The organism is Rickettsia endosymbiont of Urophora cardui (assembly GCF_964030725.1).
Lineage (GTDB): Bacteria > Pseudomonadota > Alphaproteobacteria > Rickettsiales > Rickettsiaceae > Rickettsia.
The window spans coordinates 53,139-68,440 of record NZ_CAXIPY010000003.1 but is presented as its reverse complement, the minus strand read 5'-3'; the positions used below and the strand labels follow the sequence as shown (position 1 = coordinate 68,440).

Here is a 15,302-nt window from a genome sequence, read left to right as displayed (position 1 = left end):
TGTGTTTCCGCAATAAGTTAGAATAAATAGCAATAAACTTAAGAGGAAAGATGAAGAAAAATAAAGTAAAAATTTTCAGTGCTTCAGAAAAAACGGGGATAGTATTAGAATTAATAAAAGAGGAGTCGACACTTGGTCAGTTAGCTTCAAAATATGCAATAAGTGTTAAAACAATTCAAAATTGGAAAAAACAGTTTTTAGGTAATGCGGCATTAGCTTTTGAACCAGCTAAAGTTTTGAGTGAATATCAAGAACAAATAAATCATTTACAAGAGCAAAATGATGAGCTTGCTAAAGCTCTTGGTAGAATCACAGTTGAGAGGGACTGGGCCGTGGGAAAGCTCAAAAGCTTGGATTTATCAAATAAAAAGAGTCTTGTACACTCCAAGCTAAATCAACTCTCAAAATCAAGACAGTGTGAACTATTAAAGATTAGTCGATCTACAGCCTACTATAAATCCAAGGAGATGAGTATAAATAAATTAAGTATTTTAAATAGAATAGATGAAATATATACAGATAATCCTGAATTTGGTTATCGCTATATTCATCAACAGTTACTAGAAGATGGTTTTATTGTCGGTAAAGATCGAGTACTGAAATATATGAGGATGATGGGTATAGAAGCTATTTACCCACATAAGAAAAAATCTACTTCTCGAAACGATAGTGAGCATAAGATCTATAGCTACTTACTTGATCAATATTGGACTAAATCTGGCTCAACAAAGCAAGTGTATGTGCCTAATGTGAATGAGGTTTGGAGTGGTGACATTACTTACATTAGAACTAATGGTGGCTTTATGTATATGGCAGCTATTATAGATTGGCATAGCAAGGCCATATTGAGCTATAAACTGTCAAATTCTATGGATGCATCTCTTGTAACTGATGTCTTGAAACAAGCTCTCAGTAAGTATAACGCTCCACAGATATTTAATAGTGATCAAGGTAGCCAATATACCAGTTATGACCACATAAATATTCTCAAGGAGCATGATATCCAAATTTCAATGAATGGCCAAGGTAGAAGTATTGATAATATAGTAATAGAAAGGTTTTTTAGAACTTTAAAATATAATTGTATCTTTATTAATGATTTTAACAATGTTAAAGAGTTAAAAGAGGGGATTGATCATTATCTGAATAAATATAATTATCACAGATTTCATTCAAGTATTGGTTATAAAAAGCCTATGAATGTATATCTGAATTATATGCAAAATTATCAGCAAATTGCTGCCTGATAATCGAAAAATTAGGAAAACATACTACTCATTTTTTTGTCTTGATTTTTCAGTCCACTATCGTCATCAGTAATTCTCGAATAATATTTAAATATTTAAAAATAAATTTTTATTCGATTTTACTGTCCATAGTTACTTCTTTTTTATAGGTAATTTTAATGTTCGTTGAGGGTAATTCTAATATTCGTTAGTCAAGCACGGGGAATTTAACCCAACAGGGATTAATCGCAGTATTTACAAAATATATACAGAGGAGCAAAAAACAAGAGGGCGTAAAAGATTTTATGGAGCTAAGATTTCTTGTAACGCTAATTTAGGATAAGGGATAGATAGAAAGCTTATAGATAAAGGGTTTAAAGGAGATTAATGTTGAGTTATGATAGATTTTTTTAATAAAAGATCAGTAACTCAACATGAAAAGATGTATCATAACTGTATATTATTTAGTAGATAATTTTTGTAAAATATATGAAGAATGGATAGAACACCGTCTATTATCAACAAATCAGCAAAGGCATAGAATAGGAAAATTAAGTCTTGCAGAATTGATGACAATAGTCATATATTTTTATCTATCGCCTTGCAAGGACTTTAAAAACTATTATTTATACTACTTACCGCATAAATATAAGGGTTACTTTAATTTACCATGTTATAGTAGAATAGTACAATTATGGCCAAGGTTAATATTGCCATTGTCAATAATGTTGCAATTACTACGAGGTGAAGATACGGGAATATATTTTATTGATTCAACAAAACTATCTATTTGTCATGCTAAGCGCACTTCTAGTAATAGAGTTTTTGGTAAAATTGCCAAAGTTGGGATGAGTAGTTATGGTTGGTTTATGGGATTTAAATTACATTTAATCATTAATCATAAAGCAGAGATTATAGCTGTTAAAATAACAAAAGCAAATAGAGCTGATTTATCTGTTCTTGAATCTATAACTCAGAAGATAACAGGTAAGGTATTTGGTGATAAAGCATATATTTGTAAAGAGTTATGGTTTAAACTCTATTCTAGAAATTTAAGAATGATAACTAATATTCGCAAGGATATGAAGAATTATTTACTAGAATTAGAAGATAAAGCTATGTTACGTAAACGATCATTAATTGAATCAGTATTTAATGTGAGTCTTTTGCAATGATTGTGTAAATTTTTGTTGAGCCTATATTAGAAGTAATTAAAAATATAGGTAACAGAAATGCAAATAGAGAAGAATAAAAAAATAAATGAAGCAATAGATTTGCTGATAGAAGGCGGAGTAGATTTAAAAACAGTACTAAGTCAGAATGGATTAATTAAGGAATTAACCAAGGGTATTTTAGAGCGAGCACTGCATGCTGAGATGTCAGAACATTTAGGTTATAGCAAGTATGATAGAGCTGAAACTGAGAATGCGAGGAATGGTAGTTTTAGTAAGAATCTGATTAGTGAGAATGGTACTATAGAGATAAATGTTCCAAGAGACAGACAAGGTAAATTTGAACCTATAATAGTCTCAAAGAAACAAACAAGAATAGATGGCTTAGACCAAAAGATAATATCCTTATATGCGAAGGGTATGAGTGTGTCTGATATTAAAACACAATTGCAAGAATTATATGGAGCTGAGATCAGTGAGAGCCTAATCAGCAGGATTACAGATGAAGTAATAGATGAGGTCAAGATTTGGCAGAGTAGACCTCTTGAATCAGTATACCCTATAGTATATTTTGACTGTTTAGTAGTGAAAGTAAGACAAGATAAACTTATTATTAATAAATCAGTATATGTAGCTTTAGGAATAGATTTATCTGGCAGAAAGGATATTTTAGGCTTATGGATAAGTGAGAATGAAGGAGCTAAATTTTGGCTTGGTAATTTTACTGAAATGAAGAATCGAGGAGTAAAAGATATCTTAATTGCTTGTAGTGATAATCTAACTGGTATGTCTGATGCTATTGCATCAGTATATCCGAAAACTGAACATCAAATTTGTATTGTCCATCAGATCAGGAATAGCCTCAAATATGTATCATATAAAGATAGAAAGCAATTAGCAGCGGATTTGAAACTAATCTATACTTCTGCTACTGAAAAAGAAGCAGAATTAGCTCTTGAGTCATTTGATCAAAAATGGAGTAAGCAATATCCGCATATAGCTAAATCTTGGTATAATAATTGGGATAATTTGATAATTTTCTTGCAATATCCAAAGGAGATTCGTAAGATTATTTACACTACAAATGCGATAGAATCGCTGAATAGCCAATTGAGAAAAGTTACTAAGAATAAACGCATCTTTCCAAATGATGACGCAGTATTTAAAGTTTTATATCTGACAATTGATTATATTACCAAAAAATGGTCTATGCCTATCCCCAATTGGAATGAAGCTATGGCTCATTTTATGATCAAATTTGATGGTAGAATTTAATGGTTCACGAAATTTACACAATTGATGAGACAGAGCCTTTAATATACTAAAAAATAGAATGAACCTAGAGCATACAAGGCATAGATATCTCCTGTTAATCTCTCAGGGTTTAATTCCCCGAAGCTCTGCTTCGTGATATACTACTTGAATGGAAGAAAGCAGTTATATACATAAGAGTCATAATGTCACAGTACTAATATATCATTTAGTAACGCCGGCAAAGTATAGAAGAGTAATATTCAATCAAGAACTAGATGATTATTTGTGTAAAATTTGTGAGCACATAGAAGATCGTTATGAAATTATAGCTAACACGGGAAGGTTTTTACCATTGCTGCCGTTATTGCATCACAAAAATCTTTAAGGTTTTTAATAATTTTTCTCAAGTAATTTTTAAAATTAGCCCAACAGTGTTCAATAGAATTTAAATCTGGAGAATAGACCGGTAGATAAATAGTCTATCCGCCAAAAACACTTCAAATCCTGATCATTTGTAATGGGATAGAGTTTTGACAACAAATTGCTAAGATTTTCAATAAAAATTAATAAGTTATGTTAATTTTTACTGATACATTTCTGTGTTGGTCTAATTTTGATATGGAGCTATTGTTAACGATTTTTTATCGTTCATCTAGTTTTTGCATGATGATATTTTTGATTTATGTGGAGTTAGACACGATTTGTAAATGATTTGCAATGCATCGTAAATTCAAACCAATAGCAGAGATTATTGGATTGATAATATCTCCTATCATACCTTTCAAGAAGTTTCTACCCATCCGACCATATTGCTTTAAGTGACCTATTATTGGTTCTATGGCACTGCGTCTCTTGATCATAGACTTGTCCTCTTGTAACAACTTCTTCCGCGTTTTTGGGGTATATACCTTACTCTTCTCCTTTACATTGCTACCACTATACCCAAGATCAACAAATGATTTCTTTATCTTGATTCCAGTGACACTCTCTACTGCTTCAAAGCTCTGATGCAATGTATGACCATCATAAGGATTATTATGAAACGATTTTGCGGATAAAACAAAATTTCTACGACCACTTACTACTACCGCTACTTTGTTGCCAAACTCATATGGCTTGTTGCGTTTTCCCTTTCCTATACACTCTACTTCAGGGGCATGAAAACTATATAATACTTTGTTATCTTCTTTATATTGCTTTTTAGCTTCTCTTTTTAAAACAGATTGGTTATGTATTTGTTTTATTTTTTGCAATACTTCTTGATTTTTGAGAGACAAGTTTAATTGCTTATTTTTGATCTCACGCTCACATACTCTAATCAAACGACCCAGTAATATTTTTAAATGCTTCATTATTTTCCAACGCTTCTTGGCTTTACTATGTTCTTTATATTTCCATAGCTTTACTATATCGCGTTTATAGGTTCTAGCGTATGTTTCATTCAAATGTATACCCAAACTGTTGCAAAGCTTTACTATGCTAAGCCTAGCTTTATCCATTAAATAAACATCGTGTGGGTGTTTGATATTCTTAATTTGTACAGTCGTATCAGCGATGATTAATTCCAAATCTTTTTTTTTAATTGTGTTAGTTTTTATCCCAACCCTGATCAACTCCGATAATATCTCATTATATCCAGCTTCACCTAATACACTACGAAACCGTCGTATACTAGTTTCCGAGATAGCTATGTCTTTTTCTATATATTCCCACCCGCAGAAATACTGCCAATACATATTCTCTTTTAGCTCTTCCTCTGATAATGAATCTGAAAAATTATACATTGCTTGTAGCATCGTTATGCCAAGCATCACTCTATGACATTTTCTATTTCTACCAAATTTCTTAATACAAACATTTTTTGATAACCACTCTTCGAGCCTAGACCAATTTATTAATTCTCTTAATTTATATAGCTTATTATTTGGGTTTAATTCTTCTTTTAATTTATAACCAAACAGTTTCCCTTGTTCTTGCGATTTGATAATGTTGTCTATTGGCATTGACTGAAATCCATAAGGTTTATGACCATATTTTATCATTTTCTTACGGATTGTTGTATTACTTCTTGTCTTAAAACCATATTATCTATAAGGCTTGTAGAGTTTTGGCGGACGGACTAAATAAGAGTACAACCCGCTTTTTCTATTAATTCCTTTACCAACGGTGACTTATGAATACTCGCATTATCCATTATTACACATTGTCCAGGTTTTAGTGATGGGCATAATCACTCACCTACCCACTGATTAAATAATTGCTTATCCAATATAACCGGAATGCTCTAACGGAGCAAATGATGCTCCTCGCAGCAGAGCTACGAGGTATCTAAAAAAGTTTTAGTTGTTTCTTATGATATCACGAAGCAGAGCTTCGGGGAATTAAACCCTGAGAGATTAATTCTTTGGTGCCCTTATTATAACCAGCAACTATATTTACTCGCTCAGTAGCAAAACCTGCTTGCTCTGAGTAAGCTCTTGTTCCTCTTTCTGACCATCCGTACAACATGGTTATATTATTACTTACCCCCATTTCGTCACAATACACAAGTTTATCAGATGCTATTTGATCAATATATTCCACAAATTGTTTTCTAGCTTCTTCATCCCTGCCTTTGTATTTTGGCTCTTTTTTTATATGTAATTTTCATTCTATGAAGCGTGTCATAAAATGTGCTCATTGGCAGCTCGGGCGCTACTGCATCTCTTATATCTATAGCTCGGCTATCAGGATTATTTGCTAAAAATTCAATTATATTCTCCTTATTAGTAAACCTAGCATCACGTCCACTTTGCAGATGTTGTCTTGAGCTGTAGTCTCCATTTTCTTTATAAAGTCTAATCCAATTTGATATCGTATGACGCTCTATACCTAATAAGTCTGATATTGCTTTTATTCTATATTTAGAGGTTTTGTGAAGACTGATTACCCTATCTTCTTAAATCCTGACTGTATGCTTTCATCTCTACCGTAGTTAAAATCATTATCTTACATTATTCTAAGGAATAATTCTAGTCGCGTTAGCTATAGATTTTTAGAAATAGGAGTAGATAAAGATCACGTACATTTTTTATTACAGTCAATACCAATGTATAGCCCAACAAAAATAACTCAAATCATAAAAAGTATTACTTCTAAGAAAATGTTTGAGAAATATCCAAATCTTAAAGAAAAATTATGGGGAAGTGAGTTTTGGATTTTGGAGTAAAGGATATTTTATGAGCACAGTAGGTAAACATGGTGATGAGCAGAAATTACGTAATTATGTACAGAATCAAGGTTCAGGCAAACCTTCTTATAAAGCATTTCAACAAAAACAGTTAAAGCTTTTTGGATAGATACCTCGTAGCTCTGCTGCGAGGAGCATCATTTTTAAAAATTTTTTGTCAAAACTTCAAAATAACGCCTCTCGTAGCTCGTCCACGGGATGACAGGATGATATATTTGCTACAATTAGCATTTGCTTACACAAAAAATTTCAAAGGTTTGGTGTAATTTAGCTTGAAAGCTGTTATAGCTTTGTTATAATCACTTTAACAAAACAAAAAAGGTTTATAAAATGAAAAATTTATTGAAAATTCTATTAGTTCTAGCTTTTTCAGCACCAGTATTTGCTTCTTCAACAACAACTCAACAAATGCCTGATCCTGCTTCTGTTACTACAGACACTATTAAAGTAATGGATCCTACTGCTTTAAATAGTTGGTTAGCAAGCTTAACAGCTGATCAATATGGTAATTTATCATCAGACGTACAAAACTGGATGAATACTGGTTTAACAATGACTCAATATAATATGCTAAAACCTGAAGTTCAAGCATTAGTAACAAAGCCTGCTGCTTCTAACTAATTAATTATAACTGCTGTAGGATTACAATTAGTGGGTTGGTTATATAATGGTACTTTTGCTCCTCTTGGAATCACCATATGTGTTATTACGGCATTTGGTTTAATTTTAAATATGATAGAATCTTTGAGATTTCTAATGGTGGGTAGATGATATAATCGTCATTGCGAGCGACTGCAAGGAGCGTGGCAATCTCAGGAATTTTATACTAACTTCATGAGATTGCCACGCTCCTTGCAGTCGCTCGCAATGACAAAACAACAAAAATGATCAATAATAACTTTATCTTGACAGTAGCTTTTAGATATTTCAAAGCTAAAAAAAATGAAAAATTTGTTTCTATTATTTCAGGCTTTTCTCTGCTTGGAGTAATGATCGGCGTTGCGGCATTAATAGTTGTTATGTCGGTTATGAACGGCTTTCATACAGAGCTGACTAAAAATATTATCGGTTTAAACGGCGATATAGTCATAAGCCCGCAAACTAGCAGTATTGGTAATTACGAAGAAATTAAAGCTAAATTATTACAGCAAAATTACGTAACACATGTAAATATTATTGCTCATGGTCAAGCCTTGGCACTAGGCAAAAATAATAATAGCGGTGCTATTATTAAAGGTATTGATTTAAATGATTTAAAATTAAAAAATGAAATCTTTAAAAATGTCAATTTTGGTAGTTTTGATAATTTCCATGGTAAGAATGTAATAGCACTTGGGCAAGGTTTAGCTGCTAATTTAGGTGTAACAGTTAATGATAAAGTTAAATTAATCTCACCGAATTCTATTTCCACCGCTTTTGGCAGCGTACCAAGATCAAAAGAATTTAAAGTTATAGCGATTTTTAATAGCGGTATGTATGATTATGATTCAGCAACCATATTAATGTCACTTGAAGCAGCACAAAATTTTCTATCTCTTGGAAATAATATAAACTTAATTGAAGTTAATACCCTGCATCCTGATAAGGCTCTTGCATATTCGCATAAAGTGCAGCTATTACTAGGTACAAATTTACAAATATCTAGCTGGCAAACTTTGAATGTACCATTTTTAAGTGCTTTAGCTGTTGAGCGTACAGCCATGTTTACTATTCTTTCGCTAATCATTACAGTTGCTGCCTTTAATATTATCTCAAGCTTATTTATGCTAGTGAAAGATAAAACTTCCGATATAGCAATTTTAAGAACAATGGGAGCAAGCACAAATCAGATAATGCTAATTTTTATCTATAATGGCATGTTTATTGGTTTGCTTGGTACTATACTTGGTTTAATTCTTGGTATTACTTTTTCTTATAATATTGGGACTATCAAAAACTTTTTAGAAAATATAACCGGTACTAAGATTTTTGAAGCAGCAGTTTATTTTCTTTATAGTCTCCCATCAGAAGTAAGAAGTCAGGATATTATCTTAATCGCTTCTTTATCTATAATATTATGCTTCTTAGCAACAATTTATCCCTCTTATAAAGCTTCAAAATTAAATCCTGTGGATGCCTTAAGATATGAGTAATAAAATCCTAACTTTAAAAAATGTCTCTAAACATTATAGGCAAGGTCACTCTATTATTAGAGTATTAGATGATCTTAATTTAAATATCAACGAGGGCGAGCTAATTGCTGTAATTGGCTCTTCAGGTAGTGGTAAATCGACTTTACTACATATTGCAGGCTTGCTTGATAAGCCAACTAACGGCGAAGTTATTATTGCAAATAACGAGTATAAAACAAACCATCTAATTCGTCTTAATTATTTGGGTTTCATTTATCAGCAACATCATTTATTAAAAGATTTTACTGCAATTGAAAACGTTATTATGCCTCGTCTTATTAATGGCTCTAATCAAAAAGAAGCAATAGAGGCAGCAAAAAGTATATTAGATAGTTTGGGTCTTGGCAAAAAGCTACATAATATGCCAGGTGAATTATCAGGCGGGGAGCAGCAACGTGTCGCAATAGCACGCAGCTTAATTAATAAGCCAAAAATTATCTTAGCAGACGAGCCTACAGGTAACTTAGATCCTAAAACTACCAATGAAGTATTTAACTTATTTTTAAAAGTAGCCAAGGAACAAAATACAGCTATTGTAATGGTAACGCATAATCATGAATTAGCACATAGAATGGATAAATTATACAAGTTAAAGCATGGAGCATTAAATATGTCTTGATTTAACTCCTTAAAATAAATTCGCAGAACTAAATTTGCCTATCCCCGAGGCAAGCCTACGGGGTATTTACGGCAAATTTTCCTGCGGACCGTCCTGCTTGATTCAAATAATCGTGGCAAGCCACGGGGAATTTAACCCAACAGGGATTAAAAAAAGTGGCGAGTGTATCAATCTATAATTTGTATTATATATCAAATAATTTACTTTAACCGCATAGCGAAAATCTAGGGAGCTTGCTCCCTAGATGGATAGCGTTATAATATAAGCGTTGGCATATTATAATTTAGTAGAATGGAATTGAGGCGTAATAGTCATCATGTTTTTAGAATAATGTATCACTTTGTGTGGATACCAAAATCAACTAAACGCAATGGATAAAATTGAAAAAGAAACAAAGCAGTTTAACCTGTTTTGAAACTCGGTCGCTTGCGGCCGAGTTCTTCATATTGTAGAAATATCGCTTTTAAGCTGATAAAAGCACTAAATATTTAACTTTAAATATAAATTTTTACTTTAGTCAGAAAAATTAGAATTTTTGTCAAAACTTCAGTTTTAACGATTCACTAGGTAATTCTATTAATTTTATGACGGTCAGAAATTACCGAAATTAATAGATAAAACTTTAGGAAATCTTCCGAATAAGCCAATTATAATTGATGAGCAAACAAAGCAACAAAATAATCAATCAGATTGCGGTGTTTTTACTGTAGATAATGGTGTCAAGATTGCTAAAGAGCAACCAATACTTTCTCCTGAACAATCTAAACGCCAATTTAGGATAAGAGAAGTTGTTCTGGAGCTAAAGCATCAAGTTTTATACGAGATTTAGTGATAGCATAAGAAGTAACACAAGCTAGAATATGCGAGTCTTTTGCAATGATTGTGTAAATTTTTGTTGAGCCTATATTAGAAGTAATTAAAAATATAGGTAACAGGAAAGTTCTATAAATGATGCTCCTCGCAGCAGAGCTACGAGGAGCATCATTTAAATATAGATATATCATGGCTCATTTAACGATAGATGAAAGATTTAAAATATACGAAATGAATAAGAGTGGTTATAGCTCGCGATATATAGGGACAAAGATTGGCCGTGATAAAAGCACTATATGTTATGAACTCAAGAGAATGAGGCATAATTATAGACCAGATAGGGCTAACACACTTGCTTGCAGTTTAAGGCAAGGTAAGAGAAAAAGAAAATTAGATATTGATAATAATTTACGAGCAGAAATAATAAAGCAGTTAACACAGGGTATTTCACCAGATATAATTTCAGGTAGACGTAAACTATCACGAGATACTGTCAATATTTCTACAGAGAGTATATACCAGTTTATTTATACATCTCCTATAGCACAAAGGCAAAAATTATATTTATCTTTAGCAAGAAAAAGGAAAAATAGGTTGCATCATGGTACAAGAATCAGAAACAAAAGAATTACAATACCAAATCGAGTTTCCATTACTGAAAGACCAGAGATAAATAGAAAGATAGCAGCAATAGGTCATTTAGAAGGTGATTTAACTTTTAACAAAGGTAATCAAAGTCGTAATATAGGCGCTCTTGTGGATATCAGAACACAAAAAGTGTTTCTCACTTTAAACCGTTCAAAAAGAACACAAGATGTGATTGGTAACATGAATAAAAAACTTAAACAATTGTCGCATATAATCAAAAGCATAACGTTAGATAATGGCAAAGAATTTACCAATCATGAACAACTATTGCCAAAATCTGAACGAAAAGTATATTTTTGCAATCCTTATTCTCCATGGCAAAAACCATTGATAGAGAAGATTAACTCAATGGTGCACAGAGTATACTCTAAATCTTTAGATATAAAAAAATTAACAATAAAGCAATTACAAGAAATTGAGGATTTTTTAAATAATTTACCAAGAAAAGTGCTCGGTTATAAAACACCCAATGAGGTATGGGAAGAAAATATAAATCTGGCTTAATTAATACTGGAATTTACCACAGAAATGCAAATAGAGAAGAATAAAAAAATAAATGAAGCAATAGATTTGCTGATAGAAGGCGGAGTAGATTTAAAAACAGTACTAAGTCAGAATGGATTAATCTCTCAGGGTTTAATTCCCCGAAGCTCTGCTTCGTGATATACTACTTGAATGGAAGAAAGCAGTTATATACATAAGAGTCATAATGCACAGTACTAATATATCATTTAGTAACGCCGGCAAAGTATAGAAGAGTAATATTCAATCAAGAACTAGATGATTATTTGTGTAAAATTTGTGAGCACATAGAAGATCGTTATGAAATTAGATTTTTAGAAATAGGAGTAGATAAAGATCACGTACATTTTTTATTACAGTCAATACCAATGTATAGCCCAACAAAAATAACTCAAATCATAAAAAGTATTACTTCTAAGAAAATGTTTGAGAAATATCCAAATCTTAAAGAAAAATTATGGGGAAGTGAGTTTTGGAGTAAAGGATATTTTATGAGCACAGTAGGTAAACATGGTGATGAGCAGAAATTACGTAATTATGTACAGAATCAAGGTTCAGGCAAACCTTCTTATAAAGCATTTCAACAAAAACAGTTAAAGCTTTTTGGATAGATACCTCGTAGCTCTGCTGCGAGGAGCATCATTTACTAGCAATTTAGTTTTTGCAAAATGGAATACTATTTTTAAAGATGAAATGACTACGTCAGCAGTTATTGACAGATTGGTTCACCATTCTTCAATTCTTGAACTCAATACTGAAAGTTATAGAATCGCTACAGCTAAAGGCAAAAAATTAACTATAAAATCGGAGGATAATAATGTAACACTTTAGACAATATTTTTTACTCAAAAATGGGTAATTTTAATATTCGTCATGGGTAATTCTAATGTTCGTTCATCAAACCTAACAAACCTGCTATATCTCAAAATTAGCTAGTCTATCCGCCAAAAACACTTCAAATCCTGATCATTTGTAATGGGATAGAGTTTTGACAACAAATTGCTAAGATTTTCAATAAAAATTAATAAGTTATGTTAATTTTTACTGATACATTTCTGTGTTGGTCTAATTTTGATATGGAGCTATTGTTAACGATTTTTTATCGTTCATCTAGTTTTTGCATGATGATATTTTTGATTTATGTGGAGTTAGACACGATTTGTAAATGATTTGCAATGCATCGTAAATTCAAACCAATAGCAGAGATTATTGGATTGATAATATCTCCTATCATACCTTTCAAGAAGTTTCTACCCATCCGACCATATTGCTTTAAGTGACCTATTATTGGTTCTATGGCACTGCGTCTCTTGATCATAGACTTGTCCTCTTGTAACAACTTCTTCCGCGTTTTTGGGGTATATACCTTACTCTTCTCCTTTACATTGCTACCACTATACCCAAGATCAACAAATGATTTCTTTATCTTGATTCCAGTGACACTCTCTACTGCTTCAAAGCTCTGATGCAATGTATGACCATCATAAGGATTATTATGAAACGATTTTGCGGATAAAACAAAATTTCTACGACCACTTACTACTACCGCTACTTTATTGCCAAACTCATATGGCTTGTTGCGTTTTCCCTTTCCTATACACTCTACTTCAGGGGCATGAAAACTATATAATACTTTGTTATCTTCTTTATATTGCTTTTTAGCTTCTCTTTTTAAAACAGATTGGTTATGTATTTGTTTTATTTTTTGCAATACTTCTTGATTTTTGAGAGACAAGTTTAATTGCTTATTTTTGATCTCACGCTCACATACTCTAATCAAACGACCCAGTAATATTTTTAAATGCTTCATTATTTTCCAACGCTTCTTGGCTTTACTATGTTCTTTATATTTCCATAGCTTTACTATATCGCGTTTATAGGTTCTAGCGTATGTTTCATTCAAATGTATACCCAAACTGTTGCAAAGCTTTACTATGCTAAGCCTAGCTTTATCCATTAAATAAACATCGTGTGGGTGTTTGATATTCTTAATTTGTACAGTCGTATCAGCGATGATTAATTCCAAATCTTTTTTTTTAATTGTGTTAGTTTTTATCCCAACCCTGATCAACTCCGATAATATCTCATTATATCCAGCTTCACCTAATACACTACGAAACCGTCGTATACTAGTTTCCGAGATAGCTATGTCTTTTTCTATATATTCCCACCCGCAGAAATACTGCCAATACATATTCTCTTTTAGCTCTTCCTCTGATAATGAATCTGAAAAATTATACATTGCTTGTAGCATCGTTATGCCAAGCATCACTCTATGACATTTTCTATTTCTACCAAATTTCTTAATACAAACATTTTTTGATAACCACTCTTCGAGCCTAGACCAATTTATTAATTCTCTTAATTTATATAGCTTATTATTTGGGTTTAATTCTTCTTTTAATTTATAACCAAACAGTTTCCCTTGTTCTTGCGATTTGATAATGTTGTCTATTGGCATTGACTGAAATCCATAAGGTTTATGACCATATTTTATCATTTTCTTACGGATTGTTGTATTACTTCTTGTCTTAAAACCATATTATCTATAAGGCTTGTAGAGTTTTGGCGGACGGACTAGCTAATCCAGAATTCAGGTTAAAAGGGGCTTTCTTCCGAGATCTCATATAATCTGGATTATTTTTAATTCAGGACATCTTACCAGATTATCACCACTCTTTCTCTACAAACGCCAATTTAGGATAAGAGAAGTTGTTCTGGAGCTAAAGCATCAAGTTTTATACGAGATTTAGTGATAGCATAAGAAGTAACACAAGCTAGAATATGCACCAAGAAATTAACAGGAGATCTATGCCTTGTATGCTCTAGGTTCATTCTATTTTTTAGTATATTAAATACTGATTCAATTAATGATCGTTTACGTAACATAGCTTTATCTTCTAATTCTAGTAAATAATTCTTCATATCCTTGCGAATATTAGTTATCATTCTTAAATTTCTAGAATAGAGTTTAAACCATAACTCTTTACAAATATATGCTTTATCACCAAATACCTTACCTGTTATCTTCTGAGTTATAGATTCAAGAACAGATAAATCAGCTCTATTTGCTTTTGTTATTTTAACAGCTATAATCTCTGCTTTATGATTAATGATTAAATGTAATTTAAATCCCATAAACCAACCATAACTACTCATCCCAACTTTGGCAATTTTACCAAAAACTCTATTACTAGAAGTGCGCTTAGCATGACAAATAGATAGTTTTGTTGAATCAATAAAATATATTCCTGTATCTTCACCTCGTAGTAATTGCAACATTATTGACAATGGCAATATTAACCTTGGCCATAATTGTACTATTCTACTATAACATGGTAAATTAAAGTAACCCTTATATTTATGCGGTAAGTAGTATAAATAATAGTTTTTAAAGTCCTTGCAAGGCGATAGATAAAAATATACGACTATTGTCATCAATTCTGCAAGACTTAATTTTCCTATTCTATGCCTTTGCTGATTTGTTGATAATAGACGGTGTTCTATCCATTCTTCATATATTTTACAAAAATTATCTACTAAATAATATACAGTTATGATACATCTTTTCATGTTGAGTTACTGATCTTTTATTAAAAAAATCTATCATAACTCAACATTAATCTCCTTTAAACCCTTTATCTATAA

At 31.8% G+C, this 15,302-nt stretch carries 16 protein-coding genes and 4 pseudogenes; 15 read left to right on the top strand and 5 right to left on the bottom strand.

Features of this window, described 5'->3' with window-relative positions; translation table 11 throughout:
• Positions 1-50: 50 nt before the first annotated feature.
• The 4 genes and pseudogenes from AAHI98_RS02985 to AAHI98_RS02970 all read left to right on the top strand — a co-directional run.
• Positions 51-1,247 carry an IS3 family transposase gene (locus tag AAHI98_RS02985; RefSeq protein ID WP_342224752.1) on the top strand — a complete coding sequence of 399 codons (1,197 nt, stop codon included), beginning with the start codon at positions 51-53 and terminating at the stop codon, positions 1,245-1,247.
• A gap of 413 nt (positions 1,248-1,660) precedes the next feature.
• A pseudogene (locus tag AAHI98_RS02980) lies at positions 1,661-2,386 on the top strand (IS982 family transposase); the annotation flags it as partial.
• A 72-nt stretch (positions 2,387-2,458) separates the two neighbouring features.
• The gene (locus tag AAHI98_RS02975) at positions 2,459-3,673 is read left to right on the top strand and encodes an IS256 family transposase (RefSeq protein ID WP_342224684.1); all 1,215 of its coding nucleotides are present in this window, start codon (positions 2,459-2,461) and stop codon (positions 3,671-3,673) included.
• 148 nt (positions 3,674-3,821) lie between these two features.
• Positions 3,822-3,977, top strand: a pseudogene (locus tag AAHI98_RS02970) (transposase); the annotation flags it as partial.
• A gap of 4 nt (positions 3,978-3,981) precedes the next feature.
• Here the strand turns inward: AAHI98_RS02970 and AAHI98_RS18075 are convergent.
• From AAHI98_RS18075 to AAHI98_RS18070, 3 genes are all read right to left on the bottom strand, one after another.
• A complete protein-coding gene (locus AAHI98_RS18075) occupies positions 3,982-4,092 on the bottom strand; it encodes a hypothetical protein (protein ID WP_410526194.1) in 111 nt (36 codons plus the stop codon).
• 240 nt (positions 4,093-4,332) lie between these two features.
• The gene (locus AAHI98_RS02965) at positions 4,333-5,694 is read right to left on the bottom strand and encodes an IS5 family transposase (protein WP_342224717.1); all 1,362 of its coding nucleotides are present in this window, start codon (positions 5,692-5,694) and stop codon (positions 4,333-4,335) included.
• Between the two features lie 560 nt (positions 5,695-6,254).
• Complete coding sequence (locus AAHI98_RS18070) at positions 6,255-6,578, bottom strand: helix-turn-helix domain-containing protein (RefSeq protein ID WP_410526193.1); 324 nt, start codon at positions 6,576-6,578, stop codon at positions 6,255-6,257.
• A 66-nt stretch (positions 6,579-6,644) separates the two neighbouring features.
• Between AAHI98_RS18070 and tnpA (AAHI98_RS18065) the strand changes: the two genes are divergently transcribed.
• The 11 genes and pseudogenes from tnpA (AAHI98_RS18065) to AAHI98_RS02920 all read left to right on the top strand — a co-directional run bounded on the left by tnpA (AAHI98_RS18065) (position 6,645) and on the right by AAHI98_RS02920 (position 12,485).
• Complete coding sequence (gene tnpA / locus AAHI98_RS18065; RefSeq protein WP_410526192.1) at positions 6,645-6,860, top strand: IS200/IS605 family transposase; 216 nt, start codon at positions 6,645-6,647, stop codon at positions 6,858-6,860.
• Positions 6,838-6,990, top strand: a complete 153-nt coding sequence (locus AAHI98_RS02960) for a transposase (RefSeq protein WP_410526188.1) — start codon at positions 6,838-6,840, stop codon at positions 6,988-6,990. Before tnpA (AAHI98_RS18065) ends, AAHI98_RS02960 begins: the two co-directional genes overlap by 23 nt.
• 221 nt (positions 6,991-7,211) lie before the next feature.
• Positions 7,212-7,502 (top strand): DUF2673 domain-containing protein, encoded by a 291-nt coding sequence (locus AAHI98_RS02955; protein WP_342225013.1) that lies wholly within the window; start codon positions 7,212-7,214, stop codon positions 7,500-7,502.
• Positions 7,503-7,648, top strand: a pseudogene (locus AAHI98_RS02950) (MFS transporter); the annotation flags it as partial.
• Between the two features lie 117 nt (positions 7,649-7,765).
• Positions 7,766-9,013, top strand: a complete 1,248-nt coding sequence (locus AAHI98_RS02945) for a lipoprotein-releasing ABC transporter permease subunit (RefSeq protein ID WP_342225012.1) — start codon at positions 7,766-7,768, stop codon at positions 9,011-9,013.
• A complete protein-coding gene (locus AAHI98_RS02940) occupies positions 9,006-9,671 on the top strand; it encodes an ABC transporter ATP-binding protein (RefSeq protein ID WP_342225011.1) in 666 nt (221 codons plus the stop codon). Before AAHI98_RS02945 ends, AAHI98_RS02940 begins: the two co-directional genes overlap by 8 nt.
• Positions 9,672-10,281: 610 nt before the next feature.
• A complete protein-coding gene (locus tag AAHI98_RS18060; RefSeq protein ID WP_410526191.1) occupies positions 10,282-10,500 on the top strand; it encodes a hypothetical protein in 219 nt (72 codons plus the stop codon).
• A 173-nt stretch (positions 10,501-10,673) separates the two neighbouring features.
• Positions 10,674-11,636, top strand: a complete 963-nt coding sequence (locus AAHI98_RS02935; protein WP_342224646.1) for an IS30 family transposase — start codon at positions 10,674-10,676, stop codon at positions 11,634-11,636.
• Positions 11,637-11,660: 24 nt separating this feature from the next.
• Positions 11,661-11,795 (top strand): hypothetical protein, encoded by a 135-nt coding sequence (locus AAHI98_RS02930; RefSeq protein ID WP_342224770.1) that lies wholly within the window; start codon positions 11,661-11,663, stop codon positions 11,793-11,795.
• A 12-nt stretch (positions 11,796-11,807) separates the two neighbouring features.
• Positions 11,808-12,265, top strand: a pseudogene (gene tnpA / locus AAHI98_RS02925) (IS200/IS605 family transposase).
• Complete coding sequence (locus tag AAHI98_RS02920; RefSeq protein ID WP_342224937.1) at positions 12,258-12,485, top strand: ATP-binding protein; 228 nt, start codon at positions 12,258-12,260, stop codon at positions 12,483-12,485. The pseudogene tnpA (AAHI98_RS02925) and the gene AAHI98_RS02920 overlap by 8 nt, the downstream one beginning before the upstream one ends.
• Before the next feature lie 307 nt (positions 12,486-12,792).
• Here the strand turns inward: AAHI98_RS02920 and AAHI98_RS02915 are convergent, their stop codons facing one another.
• Together AAHI98_RS02915 and AAHI98_RS02910 are read right to left on the bottom strand one after the other, a co-directional pair.
• Positions 12,793-14,154 carry an IS5 family transposase gene (locus AAHI98_RS02915; protein ID WP_342224717.1) on the bottom strand — a complete coding sequence of 454 codons (1,362 nt, stop codon included), beginning with the start codon at positions 14,152-14,154 and terminating at the stop codon, positions 12,793-12,795.
• A gap of 197 nt (positions 14,155-14,351) precedes the next feature.
• Entirely contained in the window at positions 14,352-15,227 is an 876-nt protein-coding gene (locus AAHI98_RS02910) for an IS982 family transposase (protein WP_458693690.1), read from the bottom strand.
• Positions 15,228-15,302 lie beyond the last annotated feature (75 nt).

Excerpts from the sequence above, each read along its gene's own strand:
- AAHI98_RS02985 (WP_342224752.1), top strand. The coding sequence starts at position 51 with ATGAAGAAAAATAAAGTAAAAATTTTCAGTGCTTCAGAAAAAACGGGG.
- AAHI98_RS02975 (WP_342224684.1), top strand. The coding sequence starts at position 2,459 with ATGCAAATAGAGAAGAATAAAAAAATAAATGAAGCAATAGATTTGCTG.
- AAHI98_RS02965 (WP_342224717.1), bottom strand. The coding sequence starts at position 5,694 with ATGATAAAATATGGTCATAAACCTTATGGATTTCAGTCAATGCCAATA.
- AAHI98_RS02955 (WP_342225013.1), top strand. The coding sequence starts at position 7,212 with ATGAAAAATTTATTGAAAATTCTATTAGTTCTAGCTTTTTCAGCACCA.
- AAHI98_RS02945 (WP_342225012.1), top strand. The coding sequence starts at position 7,766 with ATGATCAATAATAACTTTATCTTGACAGTAGCTTTTAGATATTTCAAA.
- AAHI98_RS02940 (WP_342225011.1), top strand. The coding sequence starts at position 9,006 with ATGAGTAATAAAATCCTAACTTTAAAAAATGTCTCTAAACATTATAGG.
- AAHI98_RS02935 (WP_342224646.1), top strand. The coding sequence starts at position 10,674 with ATGGCTCATTTAACGATAGATGAAAGATTTAAAATATACGAAATGAAT.
- AAHI98_RS02930 (WP_342224770.1), top strand. The coding sequence starts at position 11,661 with ATGCAAATAGAGAAGAATAAAAAAATAAATGAAGCAATAGATTTGCTG.
- AAHI98_RS02915 (WP_342224717.1), bottom strand. The coding sequence starts at position 14,154 with ATGATAAAATATGGTCATAAACCTTATGGATTTCAGTCAATGCCAATA.
- AAHI98_RS02910 (WP_458693690.1), bottom strand. The coding sequence starts at position 15,227 with ATGAAAAGATGTATCATAACTGTATATTATTTAGTAGATAATTTTTGT.